Source organism: [Micrococcus luteus] ATCC 49442 (genome assembly GCF_010367585.1).
Classification (GTDB): Bacteria; Actinomycetota; Actinomycetes; order Actinomycetales; family Micrococcaceae; genus Arthrobacter; species Arthrobacter luteus_A.
In genome coordinates, this window is record NZ_JAAAXP010000001.1 from 818197 (window position 1) to 835863 (window position 17667).

Annotated in this window: 14 protein-coding genes; all 14 read right to left on the reverse strand. The window is 64.1% G+C overall.

The genetic code is table 11. The features are described from left to right. Nucleotides 1-33: 33 nt before the first annotated feature. The 14 genes from GUV69_RS03835 to GUV69_RS03900 all read right to left on the reverse strand — a co-directional run bounded on the left by GUV69_RS03835 (nt 34) and on the right by GUV69_RS03900 (nt 17596). Nucleotides 34-1260 carry a phosphoglycerate kinase gene (locus GUV69_RS03835; protein WP_164199885.1) on the reverse strand — a complete coding sequence of 409 codons (1227 nt, stop codon included), beginning with the start codon at nt 1258-1260 and terminating at the stop codon, nt 34-36. A gap of 10 nt (nt 1261-1270) precedes the next feature. Beyond that, the gene (gap, locus tag GUV69_RS03840) at nt 1271-2281 is read right to left on the reverse strand and encodes a type I glyceraldehyde-3-phosphate dehydrogenase (protein WP_164199887.1); all 1011 of its coding nucleotides are present in this window, start codon (nt 2279-2281) and stop codon (nt 1271-1273) included. Nucleotides 2282-2544: 263 nt separating this feature from the next. Further along, nucleotides 2545-3171, reverse strand: a complete 627-nt coding sequence (locus GUV69_RS03845) for a superoxide dismutase (protein ID WP_164199890.1) — start codon at nt 3169-3171, stop codon at nt 2545-2547. A 112-nt stretch (nt 3172-3283) separates the two neighbouring features. Beyond that, the gene (whiA, locus tag GUV69_RS03850; protein ID WP_164199892.1) at nt 3284-4264 is read right to left on the reverse strand and encodes a DNA-binding protein WhiA; all 981 of its coding nucleotides are present in this window, start codon (nt 4262-4264) and stop codon (nt 3284-3286) included. Between the two features lie 9 nt (nt 4265-4273). Further along, entirely contained in the window at nt 4274-5293 is a 1020-nt protein-coding gene (locus tag GUV69_RS03855; RefSeq protein WP_164199894.1) for a gluconeogenesis factor YvcK family protein, read from the reverse strand. Next, the gene (rapZ, locus tag GUV69_RS03860; protein WP_164199896.1) at nt 5293-6216 is read right to left on the reverse strand and encodes an RNase adapter RapZ; all 924 of its coding nucleotides are present in this window, start codon (nt 6214-6216) and stop codon (nt 5293-5295) included. Before rapZ ends, GUV69_RS03855 begins: the two co-directional genes overlap by 1 nt. Nucleotides 6217-6287: 71 nt before the next feature. Continuing rightward, the gene (gene uvrC / locus GUV69_RS03865; RefSeq protein WP_164199898.1) at nt 6288-8294 is read right to left on the reverse strand and encodes an excinuclease ABC subunit UvrC; all 2007 of its coding nucleotides are present in this window, start codon (nt 8292-8294) and stop codon (nt 6288-6290) included. Nucleotides 8295-8313: 19 nt separating this feature from the next. Next, on the reverse strand, nt 8314-8982 hold the full coding sequence (locus GUV69_RS03870) for a lysophospholipid acyltransferase family protein (protein ID WP_164199900.1): 669 nt from the start codon (nt 8980-8982) through the stop codon (nt 8314-8316). After that, the gene (locus GUV69_RS03875) at nt 8969-9682 is read right to left on the reverse strand and encodes an HAD hydrolase-like protein (protein ID WP_164199902.1); all 714 of its coding nucleotides are present in this window, start codon (nt 9680-9682) and stop codon (nt 8969-8971) included. Before GUV69_RS03875 ends, GUV69_RS03870 begins: the two co-directional genes overlap by 14 nt. Nucleotides 9683-9761: 79 nt before the next feature. Next, on the reverse strand, nt 9762-12692 hold the full coding sequence (gene uvrA / locus GUV69_RS03880; RefSeq protein ID WP_164199904.1) for an excinuclease ABC subunit UvrA: 2931 nt from the start codon (nt 12690-12692) through the stop codon (nt 9762-9764). Nucleotides 12693-12739: 47 nt separating this feature from the next. Continuing rightward, nucleotides 12740-13120, reverse strand: a complete 381-nt coding sequence (locus GUV69_RS03885) for a GntR family transcriptional regulator (protein WP_164199906.1) — start codon at nt 13118-13120, stop codon at nt 12740-12742. Next, nucleotides 13117-14925, reverse strand: a complete 1809-nt coding sequence (locus tag GUV69_RS03890; RefSeq protein ID WP_167525079.1) for an ABC transporter ATP-binding protein — start codon at nt 14923-14925, stop codon at nt 13117-13119. The genes GUV69_RS03885 and GUV69_RS03890 overlap by 4 nt, the downstream gene beginning before the upstream one ends. Further along, nucleotides 14922-16664: an ABC transporter ATP-binding protein gene (locus GUV69_RS03895; RefSeq protein WP_164206204.1), complete on the reverse strand. Its 1743-nt coding sequence runs from the start codon at nt 16662-16664 to the stop codon at nt 14922-14924. The genes GUV69_RS03890 and GUV69_RS03895 overlap by 4 nt, the downstream gene beginning before the upstream one ends. Nucleotides 16665-16810: 146 nt before the next feature. Continuing rightward, on the reverse strand, nt 16811-17596 hold the full coding sequence (locus tag GUV69_RS03900; protein ID WP_164199908.1) for a trans-aconitate 2-methyltransferase: 786 nt from the start codon (nt 17594-17596) through the stop codon (nt 16811-16813). Nucleotides 17597-17667: the final 71 nt, after the last annotated feature.

Sequence of the window (17667 nt, forward strand, 5' to 3'; positions counted from 1 at the left end):
CCTGCCGGCCGGAGGACTTGTCAGCCCTTGTTGCTAGCGGTCCAGGACGCTCAGTCCCGGGAGTTCCTTGCCTTCAAGGTATTCCAGGCTGGCGCCGCCGCCGGTGGAAATGTGTCCGAACTGGTCGTCCGCGAAGCCCAGGGTCCGTACTGCTGCCGCTGAGTCGCCGCCGCCCACAACAGTGAACGCGTCAGCTTCGGTCAGCGCCTTGGCCACTGCACGGGTTCCGCCGGAGAAGGCTTCGAATTCGAAGACACCCATCGGCCCGTTCCAGAAGACCGTCTTGGCGCCCTTGATCCGGTCGGCGAACGCGGCTGCCGAGTCCGGCCCGATGTCCAGGCCGATGCCCTGCGCACCGAAGCTGCTGCTTTCGATAGCGTCTGCGGGGACCGTTTCGTGCTCGGCGTCCGCGGCGAACTTGCTGGCCACCACAACGTCGGTGGGCACGATGAACTCCGTGCCGGCATCTGCCGCCCTCTTGAGGTAGTCCTTGACGACGGGGATCTGGTCTTCCTCGAGGAGGCTGCCGGCAACGCTGTGGCCTTCTGCTGCGAGGAAAGTGAAGAGCATGCCGCCGCCCACCAGGATGGTGTCCGCTTTACCGATCAGGTTGTCGATGACCGCGAGCTTGTCGGACACCTTGGAGCCGCCGAGCACCACAACGTAGGGACGCTGCGTGTCTGCAGTCAGCTTCCGCAGGACCTCCACCTCCGTGTGGACCAGGTCGCCCTGGTATGACGGCAGCCGGGTGGCGACGTCGTACACGCTGGCGTGCTTGCGGTGAACAGCACCGAAAGCGTCGTCAACGAAGGCGCCGTTCCCTGCGGTCAGGGCAACGAGCTCGTCCGCAAAGGCGCCGCGCTCGGCGTCGTCCTTGCTGGTTTCGCGGGCGTCGAAGCGCACGTTCTCCAGCACGAGTACTTGACCGTCCTGCAGCGAGGCAGCCAGTTCCTTGGCGGAAGTGCCCACCGTGTCACCGGCGAGGGTGACATTGAACGGAGCAAGCTCCGTGAGGCGCGCTACGGCTGGCTTAAGGGAGTATTTGTCTTCGGGAGCGCCCTTGGGGCGTCCGAGGTGGGCTGTTACCAGCACGCGGGCACCGGCGTCCGTGAGCTTCGTCAGCACTGGCAGTGAGGCCTTGATACGGCCGTCGTCAGTCACTGTAGAGCCGTCGAGCGGCACATTCAGGTCACTTCGAACCAGAATGTACCGCCCGCGGACACCTTCAGCGATCAGTTCGTTGAGGGTGTGGAATGTCATGTGTCTAACCCTAGCCCAGCTTGGCTGCGACAAGCTCCGTCAGGTCCACGAGGCGGTTGGAGTAGCCCCATTCGTTGTCATACCAGGAAACAACCTTGACCTGGTTGCCGATGACCTTGGTCAAACCCGAGTCGAAGATCGAGGACGCCGGGTCACCCACGATGTCCGAGGACACGATCGGGGCGTCGGTGTAGGTAAGGATGCCCTGGAATTCGTCGGACTCCGCAGCCTTCTTCAGCGCCGCGTTGACTTCTTCGACGGTGGTCTCACGGGAGACGGTGACGGTCAGGTCCGTGGCGGAACCGGTGGGGACCGGGACGCGGATGGCGTAGCCGTCCAGCTTGCCCTTCAGCTCCGGCAGGACCAGGCCGATAGCCTTGGCTGCGCCGGTGGAGGTGGGGACCATGTTGATGGCTGCGGCGCGGGCACGGCGAAGATCGTTGTGCGGGCCGTCCTGCAGGTTCTGGTCAGCGGTGTAGGCGTGGATGGTGGTCATCAGGCCACGCTCGATGCCGAAGGTGTCATTGATGACCTTGGCCAGCGGGCCGAGGCAGTTGGTGGTGCAGGATGCGTTGGAGATGATGTTGTGCGCTGCGTTATCGTACAGGCCGTCGTTAACGCCCATCACGATGGTGATGTCCTCGTCCGAGGCCGGAGCGGAGATCAGGACCTTCTTGGCGCCGGCATCAATGTGCTTCTGGGCGGCTGCAGCCTTGGTGAAGAAGCCGGTGGACTCGATAACGATGTCAACACCCAGTTCGCCCCAGGGCAGGTTGGCGGGATCGCGTTCGGCGAGAACCTTGATGATGTTGCCGTCGACGACAATGTTGCCGTCCTTGACCTCAACGGTTTCCTTCAGGCGGCCGCCGACAGAGTCGTACTTGAGCAGGTGGGCCAGGGCTTCAGGGCTGGTGAGGTCGTTGACGGCAACGATCTCGAGGTCCGCGCCCTGTGCGAGTGCTGCGCGGAAGTAGTTGCGGCCGATGCGGCCGAAGCCGTTGATACCAATACGGGTCGTCACTTTTTCAGTCTCCTTGGTGCTTGATAAAGCACAGCTAGTTAAGCGGGCGATGAAGCCAACTAACAGATCCCGCACGCCATTGGGCAGAGATGATTAACAGAACGGAGGGCGACCAGCCTCGTTGCTGAAGGCTAACCGCCTTCCGTGATCCATCTTACGTTTAAGTTGGTCCGCCCCCGCAAGTGCGGGGGCGGACCTGCCGCATTTCGGCCAAAATCACGCCGAAATGTGAACTTTGTTACAGGCGGATGTACCGCGTGTCACTACGGGAGGGTAATAAGCCCCGTGGCGTTGCTGCGGGCCGCGTCAAAGCGCTTGGCGACGTCGGCCCAGTTCACGATGTTCCAGAATGCCTTGACGTAGTCAGCCTTGACGTTGACGTAGTCCAGGTAGAACGCGTGCTCCCACATGTCGAGCATGAGCAGCGGGGTGGTGCCCAGTGCTACGTTGCCCTGCTGATCGTAGAGCTGCTCGATGACCAGGTTGCCGCCGATCGGCTCGTAGGCCAGGAAGCCCCAGCCCGATCCCTGCAGGCCGAGGGCGGCCGCGGAGAACTGGGCACGGAAGGCGTCAAAGGAGCCAAAAGCGTCATCGATGGCCGCGGCCAGCTCACCCTCGGGCTTGTCGCCGCCGTCCGGGGACAGGTTCTTCCAGAACACCGAGTGGTTGACGTGGCCGCCGGTGTGGAACGCGAGGTCCTTGGACAGCCGGTTGATGTTGGCGAAGTCACCCTTGTCGCGTGCTTCGGCCAGCTGCTTCAGCGCGTTGTTGGCGCCCGCAACGTAGGTTGCATGGTGCTTGCTGTGGTGCAGCTCCATGATGCGCGCCGAAATGTGCGGCTCAAGCGCGGCGTAGTCGTAGTCAAGTTCGGGCAGTACGTACTCGGTCACAAAATCCTCCAATATCGTGGACGGGTTCGTCCGGTTTTCTAACTCTCGGATTGTGCATCCGGATGACGGGCATCCGGAAGATCAGGGTGAACGCTCTGATTCTAGGGTGCTGTTACTCGTCCAGCATTTCAGGCGTCACATTGGCATCCGTGCCGGGGATGCCGAGGTCAATGGCCCTTTTGTCTGCCATGGCCAGCAGCCGGCGGATGCGGCCGGCAATGGCATCCTTGGTCATCACGGGATCGGCCAGGCGGCCCAACTCGTCCAAGCTGGCCTGTTTGTGGGCCACCCGGAGTTCGCCGGCGTATTTAAGGTGGTCGGGGACGTCGTCGCCCAGGATTTCCAGGGCGCGGTCCACCCTGGCGCCGGCAGCCACTGCGGCCTGCGCAGAGCGCCGCAGGTTGGCGTCATCGAAGTTGGCCAGCCGGTTGGCGGTGGCACGGACCTCCTTGCGCATCCGGCGCTCCTCCCAGACCATCAGGGCGTCATGGGCGCCCATCCGGGTCAGGAGCGCAGCGATGGTGTCGCCGTCGCGGATGACCACCCGGTCCACTCCCCTGACTTCGCGGGCCTTGGCCTGGATACCCAGCCGCCGTGCCGCGCCCACCAGGGCCAGCGCGGACTCCGGGCCGGGGCAGGTGACCTCCATGGAGGATGAGCGTCCCGGCTCGGTGAGGGAACCGTGGGCGAGGAAAGCACCGCGCCACACGGCCTCGGCATCGGCGGCGGACCCGTTGACAACCGCCGAGGGCAGGCCGCGCACGGGACGTCCGCGGCCGTCCAGGAGGCCTGTCTGCCGGGCCAGCGATTCGCCGTCGCGGACCACCCGCACAACATAGCGGCTGCCCCGGCGCAGTCCCCCGCCGGACACCACGATGATTTCGCTTTGGTGGCCGTACACTTCGGCGATGGCGGCACGCAGCCGGCGGGCCGTGGACGCGAGGTCCACTTCCGCTTCGATGACGATCCGGCCGGAGATGATATGAAGGCCGCCGGCGAACCGGAGCATCGTGGAAACTTCTGCTTTGCGGACGGATGATTTTTTGATGTCCAGACGGGACAGTTCTTCCTTGACCGATGATGTCAGTGCCATGGCACCTTCCTAACTGTTCCCAAAAATGTCGTGGTACGCCGCTGCCAGACGCAAAGGGTCATGGACGGGTCGGCGGCCCGACGCCCCCACTTTACCCAAGACAACCTCGGCGCCGATCATCTCCGCAGCTTTCTCGAATTCCTGCCGGTCCGGTACCGATGCAGGATCGGCCAGGACGACGTCGACACTGAAGTCGGGCGCGTAGCGGCGCAGGGCGTGCAGGTGGTCGGCGGCCGACATGCCCGTGGTTTCCTTTGTGTCAGTGACCAGGTTCATGGTGAGGCAGCGTTTGGCGGCCGTTGCGCTGAGGGCGGCACGCATTTCCGGGAGCAACAGGTGCGGGAGCACGGACGTGTACCACGATCCCGGCCCCAGGATAATCCAGTCGGCCAGTTCGATGGCCGTCAGCGCTTCGGTGCACGCGGGTGCCTGTTCGGGCAAGAGCCTGACCTGTTCGAGGTGGCCTGCCACCGCGCAGCGCGCCTGTCCGCGCACCGTCTGGAGAACGGATTCCCCGCCGGGTGCGGTGACGCGGATATCACCTTCGATGGTGAGCGGGATGGTGGACATGGGCAGCACCTGTCCCCGCGCCCCCAGCAGGGCACCGGCCCACTTGAGCCCGGCGACGGCGTCGCCGAGCAGTTCCCAGAGGGTGACGATGAGCAGGTTGCCCGTGGCGTGGTCATCCAGGGAACCGCCCCGGCCGTTGACCGGCCGGAAACGGTGCTGCATAACGTCACGCCAGGTCCGGCCCCAGTCCGTATCGTCGCACAGGGCGGAGAGCGCCATGCGGAGGTCTCCGGGCGGGAGGACGCCGTACTCTTCCCGCAGCCGCCCGGATGACCCGCCGTCGTCCGCCACTGTGACGATGGCGGTCAGCTCTGTGGTGAGCAGCCGCAGGGCCGACAGTGATGCCGACAGGCCGTGGCCGCCACCGAGTGCTACGACGTTGGGGCCCTTGTCCTGCTGGCCGCCTGCCGTTCCGCTGGTCAGCGGTACCAACGGCAGCGGCCCGGTAAGCATCCCCATTACTCGCGGCCCAGATCCCGGTGTGTTGTGGTGACAGTCACGCGGGGATACTGCGCCAGTTTCTTGGAGAGCTCGACGGCGACCGCTACCGAGCGGTGTTTGCCGCCGGTGCATCCCACGGCGATGGTGGCGTAGTGCTTGTTTTCCCGACGGTATCCGTCCAGGACAGGCTCCAGCGCCAGCACGTAGCGGTCCACGAAATTCTTCACGCCTTCAGCTTCGAGGACGTAATCGCTGACGTCCTTGTCCAGCCCCGTGTGCGGACGCAGCTGTGGGACCCAGTGCGGGTTGGGGATGAACCGGACGTCGGCGACGTAGTTGGAGTCAACGGGAAGTCCGTATTTAAAGCCGAAGCTCATGACGTTGAGCCGAAGCGCCACGGGTCCGGTCTCGGTGAAGAGTTCCGTGATTGCCGTCGCCAGGCCGTGGACGTTGTAGTCAGAGGTGTCCAGTACGACGTCGGAGCTCTCCCGGAGCTCCTTCAGCACCTCCCGCTCGGCTGCTATGCCATCGAGGATCCGCCCGCCTTCCTGAAGGGGGTGCGGCCTGCGGCCCTGCTCGAAGCGGCGGACCAGGACGTCGTCGTTGGCGTCCAGGAACAGCACACGGAAGGTGACGCCGCTGGCTGCCAGGGCGCCAAGGGTGGCCCGCATGTCCGCGAAGAGGCCTTTGCTGCGGACGTCCATCACGACGGCGAGCCTGGGAATGGACTGCGGGGCATGCGACACCAGCTCGGCGAGGGTTCCAAGCATCTGCGGCGGAAGGTTCTCCACGACGTACCAGCCATGGTCCTCCAGCGCGTCCGCGGCTGTGCTGCGCCCGGCGCCCGACATACCCGTGACCACCAGCAGCTCCGCTTCAAGGGGCTTGATCGGCGTCATGCCGTCCTGCCCCGTCCCGGACTCCGCCGTTGATTCTGCCATTCGTTCCGCCCCGTTCTGTCCTGTTCACAGCAGGCAACCGCGTCGGCGGAAACCTGCGCTCCTTACCCTACCTAGGTTTCAATGATTTCGCCGGTGGTCATATTGACAGCCGGCACCGTCTCCCCTGCCGATCCCTCGGCGCTGAAGTGCGTCACGATGGCGCTGGCCAGCGAAGGACCAATGCCCTTGGCGGCTGTGAGCTCCTCAACCGTGGCAGCTTTCACGCCCTTGATGGATCCGAAGTGGTCCACCAGGGCCTTGCGCTTGGACTCCCCCAGCCCCGGCACACCATCCAAGGCCGAGAGCGTCATCGCTTTGCCGCGCTTCTGCCGGTGGAAGGTGATCGCGAAGCGGTGCGCCTCGTCGCGGATCCGCTGCAGCAGGTAGAGGCCCTGGGATGTCCGCGGCAGGATCACCGGGAAATCGCTGTCCGGAAGCCAGACTTCCTCCAGCCGCTTGGCCAGGCCCACAACGTAGACATCGTCGATCCCGAGCTCAGCCAGCGCCCGGGCAGCGGCATTCACCTGGGGCTGGCCGCCGTCCACCACCACCAGGTTCGGCGGGTAGGCAAATTTCGCCCGCGGCGTAGCCGTGGTGGTGTCGAGGACCGCAGCGTCGCCCGCCGCGTTGAGTGCGGCCTGGTGCCCCGTCAGTGCGGCGGCTTCCACCTGTGCGGTCTTGTCCTGCAGGTAGTAGCGGAACCGACGGGTCAGGACATCGTGCATGGCGGCGGTGTCGTCCGCGGCCGCCGCTCCGGTGACGGAGAACTTGCGGTAATCGGATTTCTTGGGCAGGCCGTCCTCAACCACCACCATGGACGCCACGACGTTGGTGCCCTGGACATGCGAGACGTCGAAGCATTCAATCCGCAGGAGCGGCACCGGCAGGTCGAGGGCCTCCTGCAACTCCTGGAGTGCCTGTGAACGGACCGTCAGATCCCCGGCCCGGCGGGTCTTGTGCAGTTTCAAAGCGTGCTCGGCATTTTCCCGGACAGTTGACATCAGCGCGGCCTTATCGCCGCGCTGCGGCACCCTGATGTCCACCTTCGCTCCGCGGAGGCCGCCCAGCCATTCCGTCAGTTCGGCCGCGTTGCTGGGCTCGACCGGCACCAGGACTTCCCGGGGCAGCCTGCCGTGGCTTTCGCCGTCGTCGCCATAGACCTGCTGGAGCAGGTGCTCCACAAGGTCGGGCGTGGTGGAGTCTTCCACCTTTTCAACCACCCAGCCGCGCTGGCCGCGGACCCGCCCGCCCCGGACGTGGAACACCTGGACAGCCGCCTCAAGTTCGTCCTCGTGCAGGGCAAACACATCGGCGTCGGTATCTTCGGCGAGTACCACGGCGTTTCGTTCAAAGACTTTCCGCAGCGCCGAGATGTCGTCGCGGAGCCGGGCCGCACGCTCGTAGTCCAGGGTGGCGACAGCTTCGGCCATCTGCTTTTCGAGTTTGGCGATGAAGCGTTTGGCCTCGCCGCCCATAAAGGCACAGAAATCCTCTGCCAGGGCGCGGTGCTCTTCAGGAGTCACGCGGCCCACGCAGGGCGCGGAGCATTTGTCGATGTAACCCAGGAGGCAGGGGCGGCCGCTTGCCTGGGCGCGCTTCAGGACGCCGGCACTGCAGCTGCGCACAGGGAAAACCCGCAGGAGGGTGTCCATGGTTTCCCGGATGGCGCCGGCGGTATAGGGCCCGAAGTAGCGTGTGCCTTTGCGCCGGTCCCCCCGCATGACCTGGACCCTGGGGAGCTTCTCGCTCATGGTCAGCGCCAGGTACGGATAGGTTTTGTCGTCGCGGAACACCACATTGAAGCGGGGCTTGAATTCCTTGATCCACGTATATTCAAGCTGCAGTGATTCGAGTTCACTGCCCACCACAGTCCACTCCACACTGCTGGCCGCATAGACCATTGCATGGGTTTTCGGCAGCAGTCCCGCAGGGTTGGCAAAGTAGGAATTCAGCCGGGACCGGAGGCTCTTGGCTTTGCCGACGTAGATGACCCGGCCGTGGGGATCGCGGAACCGATACACCCCCGGGTTGGTGGGAATTTCACCCGTCTGGGGCCTGTAAGTTGTTGGATCTGCCACTACTTCAGTCTACTAACGCTTAGTCGGTGGCCTTGCTCTGGTTGTAACTGGTGGAACGTTCCTGGCCGCTGAGTTCGGCGATGGCGTCCATGATCCGGTCCGTGACCTCGCGGCGGGCGGGCAGCGAATGATCCGGGCCGGTCTTGTCGAAGTACAGCGGCTGGCCCACCTTCATGGTGAAGCGGTGCGGCCTGAAGCCCTTCTCGCCGGCGGGCTGCAGGTTCTCCGTCCCGATCAGTCCAACGGGGATCACGGGAGCTCCGGTTGCCAGGGCAAGCCAGCCAACTCCGGTGCGGCCGCGGTAGAGGATGCCGTCCCGGGATCGTGTGCCTTCGGGATAGATGCCAATGCCTTTGCCGTCCTCCAGGATGTCCAACAGAGTCTTCAGCGCCTGGACGCTTGCTGCCTGCTCTCCGCGTTCCACGGGGATGGATCCCACGGACTCGAAGAATGACTTCATGACCTTGCCCTTCACGCCGCCGGTGGTGAAGTACTCGGCCTTGGCGAAGAAGGCCACCGGCCGCGGCATCAGGGCTTGGACAATGACGCTGTCAAAGAAGGAGAGATGGTTCGGGGCAACGATGAAGGGACCCTCTTTGGGCACATTTTCGAGGCCGATGACGGTGGGCCGGCAGGTGCCCGCGACGAGCCCGCGAAAGGTCCAGCGGACAGCCTCAAAGAGCTCCATCGTTGCGCACCTCGCTCATGGCAGCGGTGTGGATGGCTTCGATCCGTTCGATGGCAGCGACCAGCCCCGCCGTGGTTTCCACGACGGTCACGGCGCCGGCCACCTCAAGTTCGCCGTCCGGGGCAAAGCCCCAGCGCACGCCGATGCAGTCCAGTCCGTTCGCAATGGCGCCGGCCACATCCTGGGCGCGGTCGCCCACCATCACCGCGTGGTGGGTGGACAGATCGGCCAGGGCATTCGCGATGATGTCCGCTTTGCCCACCGGCCCGTCGGTGGAGGATTCGTTGTCCGCGGATCCCCTGATGGACTGGAAGAGGCCGGCAATGCCGTGGTGCTGCAGCACGATGTGCGCCAGGCCTTCCGGCTTCTGGGTGGCGACGGCGATCGGCCTGCCCGCCCCCGCGAAGGCTTCGAGCGTCTCCTTGATCCCGGGATACAGCAGGCTCTGGGCGATTCCGCTGGCCAGGTAGTGCTGGCGGTACCGCCGGATGACGTCGTCCAGCTTGTCTGCGGGGACCATGGCGACGCTGAGGAGGGAATCGCTGAGTTTGGGACCGATCATCGCTTCCAGCAGTTCCGGCTCGGGGACGGGGAGGCCTGAGGCCTCGAGGGCCGCTGCGATTCCACCGGTTATTCCGCCTGCCGGATCGACAAGAGTGCCGTCCAGGTCAAAGATCACGGGCACTGTTGTTTGAGTCACCGGCTTAGTTTCTCACGACAGCAGGCATGGCTGAAACTCGCATGCCCGACACGGCATACTTTCGGCTGGTGCTGCACGTTTAAGCCAGAATCTCCGCGAGGAAGGCAGCCGTGTGGCTGGTGGTGGATTTCGCCACTTGTTCAGGCGTGCCCGATGCCACCACCTGGCCGCCGCCGGAGCCGCCGTCCGGACCAAGATCGACGATCCAGTCCGCGCTCTTGATGACGTCCAGGTTGTGCTCGATGGTGATCACCGTGTTGCCCTTGTCAACCAGGCCCTGCAGCACCATCAGGAGCTTGCGGATGTCCTCGAAGTGCAGGCCGGTGGTGGGCTCGTCGAGAACGTACACGCTGCGCCCGTTGGAGCGCTTCTGCAGTTCCGCAGCCAGCTTCACGCGCTGGGCCTCGCCACCGGACAGGGTGGTGGCAGGCTGACCCAGCCGGACATAGCCCAGGCCAACGTCCACGAGCGTGTTCAGGTGCCGCGCGATGGGCGAGAAGGCAGCGAAGAACTCTGCCCCCTCTTCGATGGGCATGTTCAGGACATCCGCGATGGTCTTGCCCTTGTAGTGCACTTCGAGGGTTTCGCGGTTGTACCGGGCACCGTGGCAGACCTCGCACGGCACGTACACGTCGGGAAGGAAGTTCATTTCGATCTTGAGCGTGCCATCACCCGAGCAGGCTTCGCAGCGGCCGCCCTTGACGTTGAACGAGAAGCGGCCGGGCAGGTAGCCGCGGACCTTTGCCTCTGTGGTTTCGGCGAAGAGTTTGCGGATGTTGTCAAAGACACCGGTGTAGGTGGCCGGGTTGGACCGCGGCGTCCGTCCGATAGGGCTCTGGTCTACGTGGACCACCTTGTCCAGGTGCTCCAGGCCCTGGATGCTCTTGTGGCGGCCGGCAACCTGCTTGGCGCCGTTGAGCTTGTTGGCCAGGACCTTGTACAAAATTTCGTTGACCAGAGTGGACTTACCGGAGCCACTGACTCCGGTTACCGCTGTGAACAGCCCCAACGGGAAGGCGGCGTCGACGTTCACCAGGTTGTTTTCCCGCGCGCCAACAACCTTCAGTTCGCGCTTCTTGTCGTATTTGCGCCGCTTCTTGGGGATTTCAATCTTCTTACGACCTGACAGGTAATCGCCGGTCAGTGAATTGGTGTTCTCGAGGAGCTCCTTGTAGGAACCGGAATGCACCACATGGCCGCCGTGCTCGCCCGCTCCGGGGCCGATATCCACGATCCAGTCCGCCACGTGGATGGTGTCTTCGTCGTGTTCGACCACAATCAGCGTGTTCCCCATGTCCCGAAGCCGGGTGAGTGTCTCAATGAGCCGGCGGTTGTCCCGCTGGTGCAGTCCGATGGACGGCTCGTCGAGGACGTAAAGGACGCCCACCAGGCCCGATCCGATTTGGGTGGCGAGCCGGATCCGCTGCGCTTCGCCGCCGGACAGGGTTGCGGAAGGTCGTTCCAGATTGAGGTATTCCAGCCCGACGTCGAGCAGGAACGTGAGCCTGGCCTGGATCTCCTTGAGCACCTGGTGCGCGATTTGGGCTTCCCGGCCCGTGAGGACCAGGTTGTTGAGGAAGTCCGCGCACGCCCTCATGGGCATGGCGGCGACGTCGGCAATCGACTTCCCGTTGATCAGGACAGACAGGGACGCCGGGTTCAACCGGGCGCCGTTGCACGCCGGGCAGGGGACCTGCCGCATGTACTCTTCGTAGCGGTCACGGGCCCATTCCGAGTCCGTTTCACCGTGCTTCCGGTGCACATACTGGATGGCACCTTCGAAGCCGGTGCTGTACTTACGTTCCCGGCCGAAGCGGTTCTTGTACTGCACCACTACTTTGTGGTCCTTGCCATGCAGGACGGTGTGGCGGATATCCTTGCCCAGCTTTTCCCACGGAGTTGCCATGGAGAAGCCGAGTTCCTGTGCCAGGCCTTCAAGGAGGCGGTTCCAGTACTCGGTTGTCGCTGTGCCCAGGGACCACGGCGCGATGGCACCCTCAGCCAGGGAGAGCTCCGGGTTGGGGATGATCAGTTCTTCATCGACCTCCAGCCGCGTGCCGATGCCGCTGCAGGCAGCGCAGGCGCCGAAGGGATTGTTGAACGAGAAGGACCGCGGCTCGATCTCGTCGATGGCCAATGGATGCTCGTTGGGGCAGGCAAGGTTCTCCGAAAATGCCCGGAGCCTGCCCGGGGCGTCTGCGTCCACATCGACAAATTCGGCCAGGACACGGCCTTCAGCCAGCCCAAGCGCCGTTTCGACTGAATCGGTGAGGCGCTGGCTGATGCCGTCTTTGACCACAAGCCGGTCCACCACCACTTCAATGGTGTGCTTGAACTGCTTCCCCAGCTTGGGGGGATCGCTGAGCTGGACGAGTTCGCCGTCCACCCGGGCACGGGAATAGCCTTTCGCGGTCAGTTCCTTGAAAAGATCAACGAACTCGCCCTTGCGTCCGCGGACAACCGGTGCCAGCACCTGGAAGCGCGTGCCGTCCTCCAGCTCCAGCAGCTGGTCGACAATCTGCTGGGGCGTCTGCCTTGCGACGACCTCACCGCAGACGGGGCAGTGGGGCCGCCCCACGCGTGCCCACAGCAGGCGCATGTAGTCGTAGATTTCGGTGATGGTGCCGACCGTCGAACGGGGGTTCTTGCTGGTTGACTTCTGGTCGATCGAAACTGCGGGCGAGAGTCCCTCGATGAAATCAACGTCCGGTTTGTCCACTTGGCCCAGGAACTGGCGGGCGTACGCTGACAGGGACTCAACGTAGCGCCGCTGGCCCTCGGCGAAGATGGTGTCAAATGCCAGTGACGACTTCCCTGATCCGGACAGCCCGGTGAAAACGATCATGGCGTCGCGGGGAAGGTCCAGGTCCACATTGCGCAGGTTATGCTCCCGCGCCCCCTTAACCACCAGGCGGGAAAGATCGGGACGGGCAGGCGTGGCGGCGGCCTGGGGAACGATGACAGGGACGACGGACTCGACTGCTGATTCTTCAGCTACGGCTTTAGGCACCCACTAATGCTAATCGAAAACTTCTTCGAATATCCATGCGGGCCCCGCTAGTGGGCGTCGTAGGCTGCCGCCAGCAGCTGGACGGCCTCCGCAAACGTGGCGCCCTGGGCCTTTGCCGCTGCCGCATATGTGGTGGCGGCAACAGTGAGCGCATCCGCCCGCTCATTACGGGCACAGACAACCGTGCCGTTCCGTCCCTTGGTGGCCACCACGCCGGCTGCCTCCAGCTCCTTATAGGCCCGCGCCACTGTATGCGGAGCGACCTCCAGGGTCTGCGCCAAAGCACGCACTGCGGGTAGCCTGGTGCCGGGCGGAAGGCCGCCGTTATCGGCGAGCCGGATCACCTGGAGCCGCAACTGTTCAAAGAGAGCCACTGTGCTGGCCTGGTTCGGCTTCCAGGTGCCGGGAAACGGTGCGGTTGCGGTCATCGTCCGGCCTCAAGCGTCGCGGCGCCGCCTGCGCGGCCGGCGAACTGCGCCTTGTAAAGCCTGGCGTAGCGGCCGTTTGCAGCCAGGAGGCTTTGGTGTGTTCCCTGCTCGGCAATGCGTCCGTCATCCATGAGCAAGATTAGATCAGCGTCCCGGACCGTAGACAAACGGTGGGCTATGACAAAGCTGGTTTTCCCCTGCCGCAACCTCTCCATGGCGTTGCGGATCAGGACCTCGGTCCGCGAATCGACCGAGCTGGTGGCCTCATCGAGGATCAGCACGCTGCGGTCGGCGAGCTGGGCCCGTGCGATGGCGATCAGCTGGCGCTGGCCCTGGCTGAGCGGGTCCCCGGCGTTGTCCAGGACGGTGTCATAGCCCGCCGGCAGCGACCGGACAAAGTGACCCAAATGGCTTGCTTCGGCGGCTGCGGTGATCTCTGCCTCCGTGGCGCCGGGACGGCCGTACTCGATGTTCTCCCGGATGGTCCCCGCGAAGAGCCAGGGGTCCTGGAGCACCACGCCGAAACGCCCGCGCAGGGAATCGCGGGGAATGCCGGCGATGTCGGTTCCGCCGATGGTGATCCGTCCCGTGTCCGGGGCGTAGAACCGCATCAGGAGATTCACGATCGTGGTCTTGCCCGCACCGGTGTGGCCGACAATCGCGACGGTGCGTCCCGGCTCCACCTCAAATGACAGTCCGCGGAGAACCGGGGCTTCCCGCGTGTAGCCGAACGACACATCGTGGAAGACAATCGGCCCGCCCGAGTCTTCCGGGCCATGGCCAAGCTCCGGCTCAGGCGGGATGTCCGCGGCATCCAGGAGTTCGAAGACACGGTGTGCTGAGGCGGCGCAGGACTGGATGACATTGAGCATGCCGCCGATCTGGCTCACGGGCTGGCTGAACAATCTGCTGAACTGGATGAACGCCTGGATGCCGCCGATTGTCATGGCTCCCAGGGTGACCTGGAAAGCGCCCACCACTGCCACCACGATGTAATTGAGGTTGGCAATCAGGATCATCAGGGGCTGGACGAGGCCGGAAGAATACTGGGCACGCGCGGAAGCCCTTGCCAGGCGGTCGTTGCTGGCACGGAAAACCTCCGCAGCCTGATCCTGGTGGCCGAAGGCCTTGATGACCTCATGCCCGGTGATGAATTCCTCCACGTGGGCGTTCAGTTCGCCGGTCTCAGTCCATTGGCGGGCGAAATGGGCCTGGGATTTCCTCGCCACGAGGACTGTCACCAAGGTGGACACCGGCACGGAGACCAGGGCCACGAGTGCCAGGAGCGGGGAGATCCAGAGCATCATGGCCAAGGCTCCAGACAACATCAGGACGGACAGGATCAGCTGGGTCAGGACCTGGCTTAGCGCCTGGGAGATGTTGTCAATGTCATTGGTGACCCGGCTCAGGACATCCCCCCTGGATTTCGCCTGGAAGTAGGTGGCCGGAAGCCGGTGCACCTTGTCCTCCACCGAAGCCCGGAGGCTGTACATCAGGCCGTGGACAGAGTCCGCGGTCAGCTTTCCCTGTACCCAGTTGAAAACGGAAGCACAGACATACATCAAGGCGACGGCGGCCAGGAGGCGTCCCAGCCTCTGCCCCTCGAAGACACCGCTGTGAAACCCGTTGACCACAACATCCGTGGCTTTTCCGAGGTAGAACGGCGCCGTGACGTTCAGTCCGGCAAAAGCGCACGTGGCTGCCACGGCCCCCAGCATCCGCCATCGGAAGGGACGAAGGAGGCCCAGCAGCCGGCGCACGGCAGGCCAGAATGATTCCGCCGCCCCTGACGGCGCCGCTGTCATGGCAGGTGTTCCAAGGCCAATTGCGATTCGGCGATTTCCCGGTACGTGGCAGAATGCTCCAGCAGTTCCTGGTGTGTCCCCTCCGCTACGAGCCGTCCCTCGTCAAGCACTAGTATCCGGTCCGCTCCGGCGACGGCGGAGATCCGTTCCGCCACCACGATCACCACTGCGGTGCCAAGTGCAGTGCCCAGGGAGTCCCTGAGCCGGCTCTCCGTGCCGAAGTCCAGCGCCGAGAAGCTATCGTCAAAGAGATAGATGGGAGCCTGCTTCACGAGGGCGCGTGCGATACAGATACGCTGGCGCTGCCCGCCGGAAAGGTTCGTGCCGCCTTGTCCGACTTCAGTGGCCATGCCGAGGGGCAGTTCCCGGACGAACGCTGCTGCCTGGGCGGTTTCCAGCGCTTTCCACAGGTGGCTCTCTGTCGCTTCCGGTGCGCCGACCCGCAGGTTTGCTGCAATGGTCCCGGTAAAAAGATGCGACCGCTGCGGGACCACCGCCATGGCGTTGCGGAGGACGTCCAAAGGGAGCGAACGGATGTTCCTGCCGGCGATAGTGATCTCGCCCGCTGTGGCATCCAGGAAGCGGGGCAACAGGCTGAGCAGAGTCGATTTGCCGCTCCCTGTCGATCCGACGACAGCAATGGTAGTGCCGGGAGCGGCCGTGAAGCTGATGTTTTCGAGGACGCGGGTTTCGGCGCCCGGATAGGCGAAGCTGACGTCACTGAAGGTGACACTGCCGTCGAGGGCCGGCGGTTCATCGGTCATGGGGGAAACGGGACTGTCGTGGACAGCAGGCCGGGTATTGAGCACCGCGTTAAGCCGCTCGGCGCACGCAGCAGCGCGGGGGGCTGTCATCAGAACGTACATGGCCATCATGATGGCCAGGAGAATTTGCATGATGTAGGCGATAAATGCGGTGAGGGCGCCAATCTTCATGTCCCCGGAATGCACCCGGTGGCCGCCGAACCACACTACGGCCACGGATGACAGGTTCACCACGATCATGATCAGCGGAAGCATCGCAGCCACGAGCAGTGATGACTGCAGGTTGTTTCCCGACAGACTCTTGTTTGCCCCGGCAAAGCGCCGCGTTTCGTGCCCTTGGCGGACGAAGACCCGGATGACGTTGGCCCCGATCATCTGTTCGCGCAGGATCTGCCCCGTGCGGTCCAGGAGGTTCTGGCCCTGCCGGTAGAGGGGAACGAGCCTGCGCACGATCTGGTACATGATGAGCAGAAGCAGGGGGATGATGACGATGACGATGCCCGAAAGCACGATGTCCTGCTGCCAGGCGAGAAAAATCCCGCCGGCCGCCATGACGGGTGCTGCCGCGAGCATGGTGAACACGAGGACTGCGAAGGACTGGATCTGCTGGGTGTCGTTGGTAGCTCTGGTGACCAGGCTTTGGGTGCCGAAGACGGCCACCTCCTGGGAGGAAAGCAGCTGGATTTTTGTAAACATCTCCGCCCGCAACTGATGACCGAGCGCCATAGCCACAACGGCACCGAGATAGCCTGCAGCAATGGCGGCCACCGCCTGGACTGCAGCCACCACGGCCATGTCGCTGCCCAGCCGGAAAATTGCCGGTGTGTTCCCGGCGACGATGCCGTCGTCGATGATGGCAGCGTTGATGGTGGGCAGCAGCAGGATGCCTGCCGTCTGCACAAGCTGGAGAACCACGATGGCCGCAACGGGAAGTTTGTGGCGGGCCAGCAGCCGGGTGAGCAAGGCGAAAAGCACCGCACCTCCAGGATCAGTTGGGAGGCCGATGAGGTTGCGGTTGGCCGCCACCCCCAGAAGCCGCTTTGTTGTTGTAGCCAAGCGAAATGTTCTTATCCAGTCATACAACTATACGGATCCTGTAGAGAACATCAATCGAATGGAGTTTAAGTGGTCAATGGCTTTTGCGCCACGGCAAAGATCCGCCTGAATGGAAAGACTGTGCCATGGGGCGTATCCGGGTACGCAGCGCGCAGGGAAGCGGCGTACTCCGATTCGAAGGCCTTCCCCTCCTCGTCGGAAAGAACCGCCAGCACTGGCCGCAATGCCGTGCCGCGCACCCACTCCAGCACGGGATCGGGTCCGCGCAGGACCTGTTGATAGGTGGTTTCCCAGGCGTCGGCAGTGCAGCCGGCGTCAAGCATGATGCGCAGGTAGTCGGCGGGTTCCCCCACGGATTCACCGCCGCGGAGTACACCGTCCAACCGGGGCGCCCATCGCGCCGAGCCGGCCAGTTCCCGCATCAGGGCGTGTGACGGCGCATTGAAGTTACCCGGCACCTGCATTCCGAACCAGGCCCCTGGCCTGAGAGCCGCCAGCCAGCGGGGCAGCATGTCCCGGTGCCCGCGAACCCACTGGAGCGCGGCATTGGTGACCACCACGTCGGTTTCCGGCGCGGGCGCCCAGCCGGCAATGTCGGCCAGGCTGAAACTCAGTCCCGGATGCGCTGATGCCTGCCCTGCGGCCTTCGCCAGCATCTCAGCGGAGGAATCGAGCCCGACAACTTTCGCCGTCGGCCACCGCTGGGCGAGAGTGGCTGTCAGATTCCCGGGACCACACCCCAGGTCCACCACCTCACCGGGCTGATCGGCATGGATCCGTCCCGTCAGGTCAAAAAACGGGCGGTCGCGGTAATCACCGAACTGGACGTATTTGAGGGGATCCCACTTCACAGTTTCACTCCGTGCTCTGGTCTGGCTGGCAGTACCGCGAGCCTAGCCCCTCACTGCCCGGATGTCCGCCA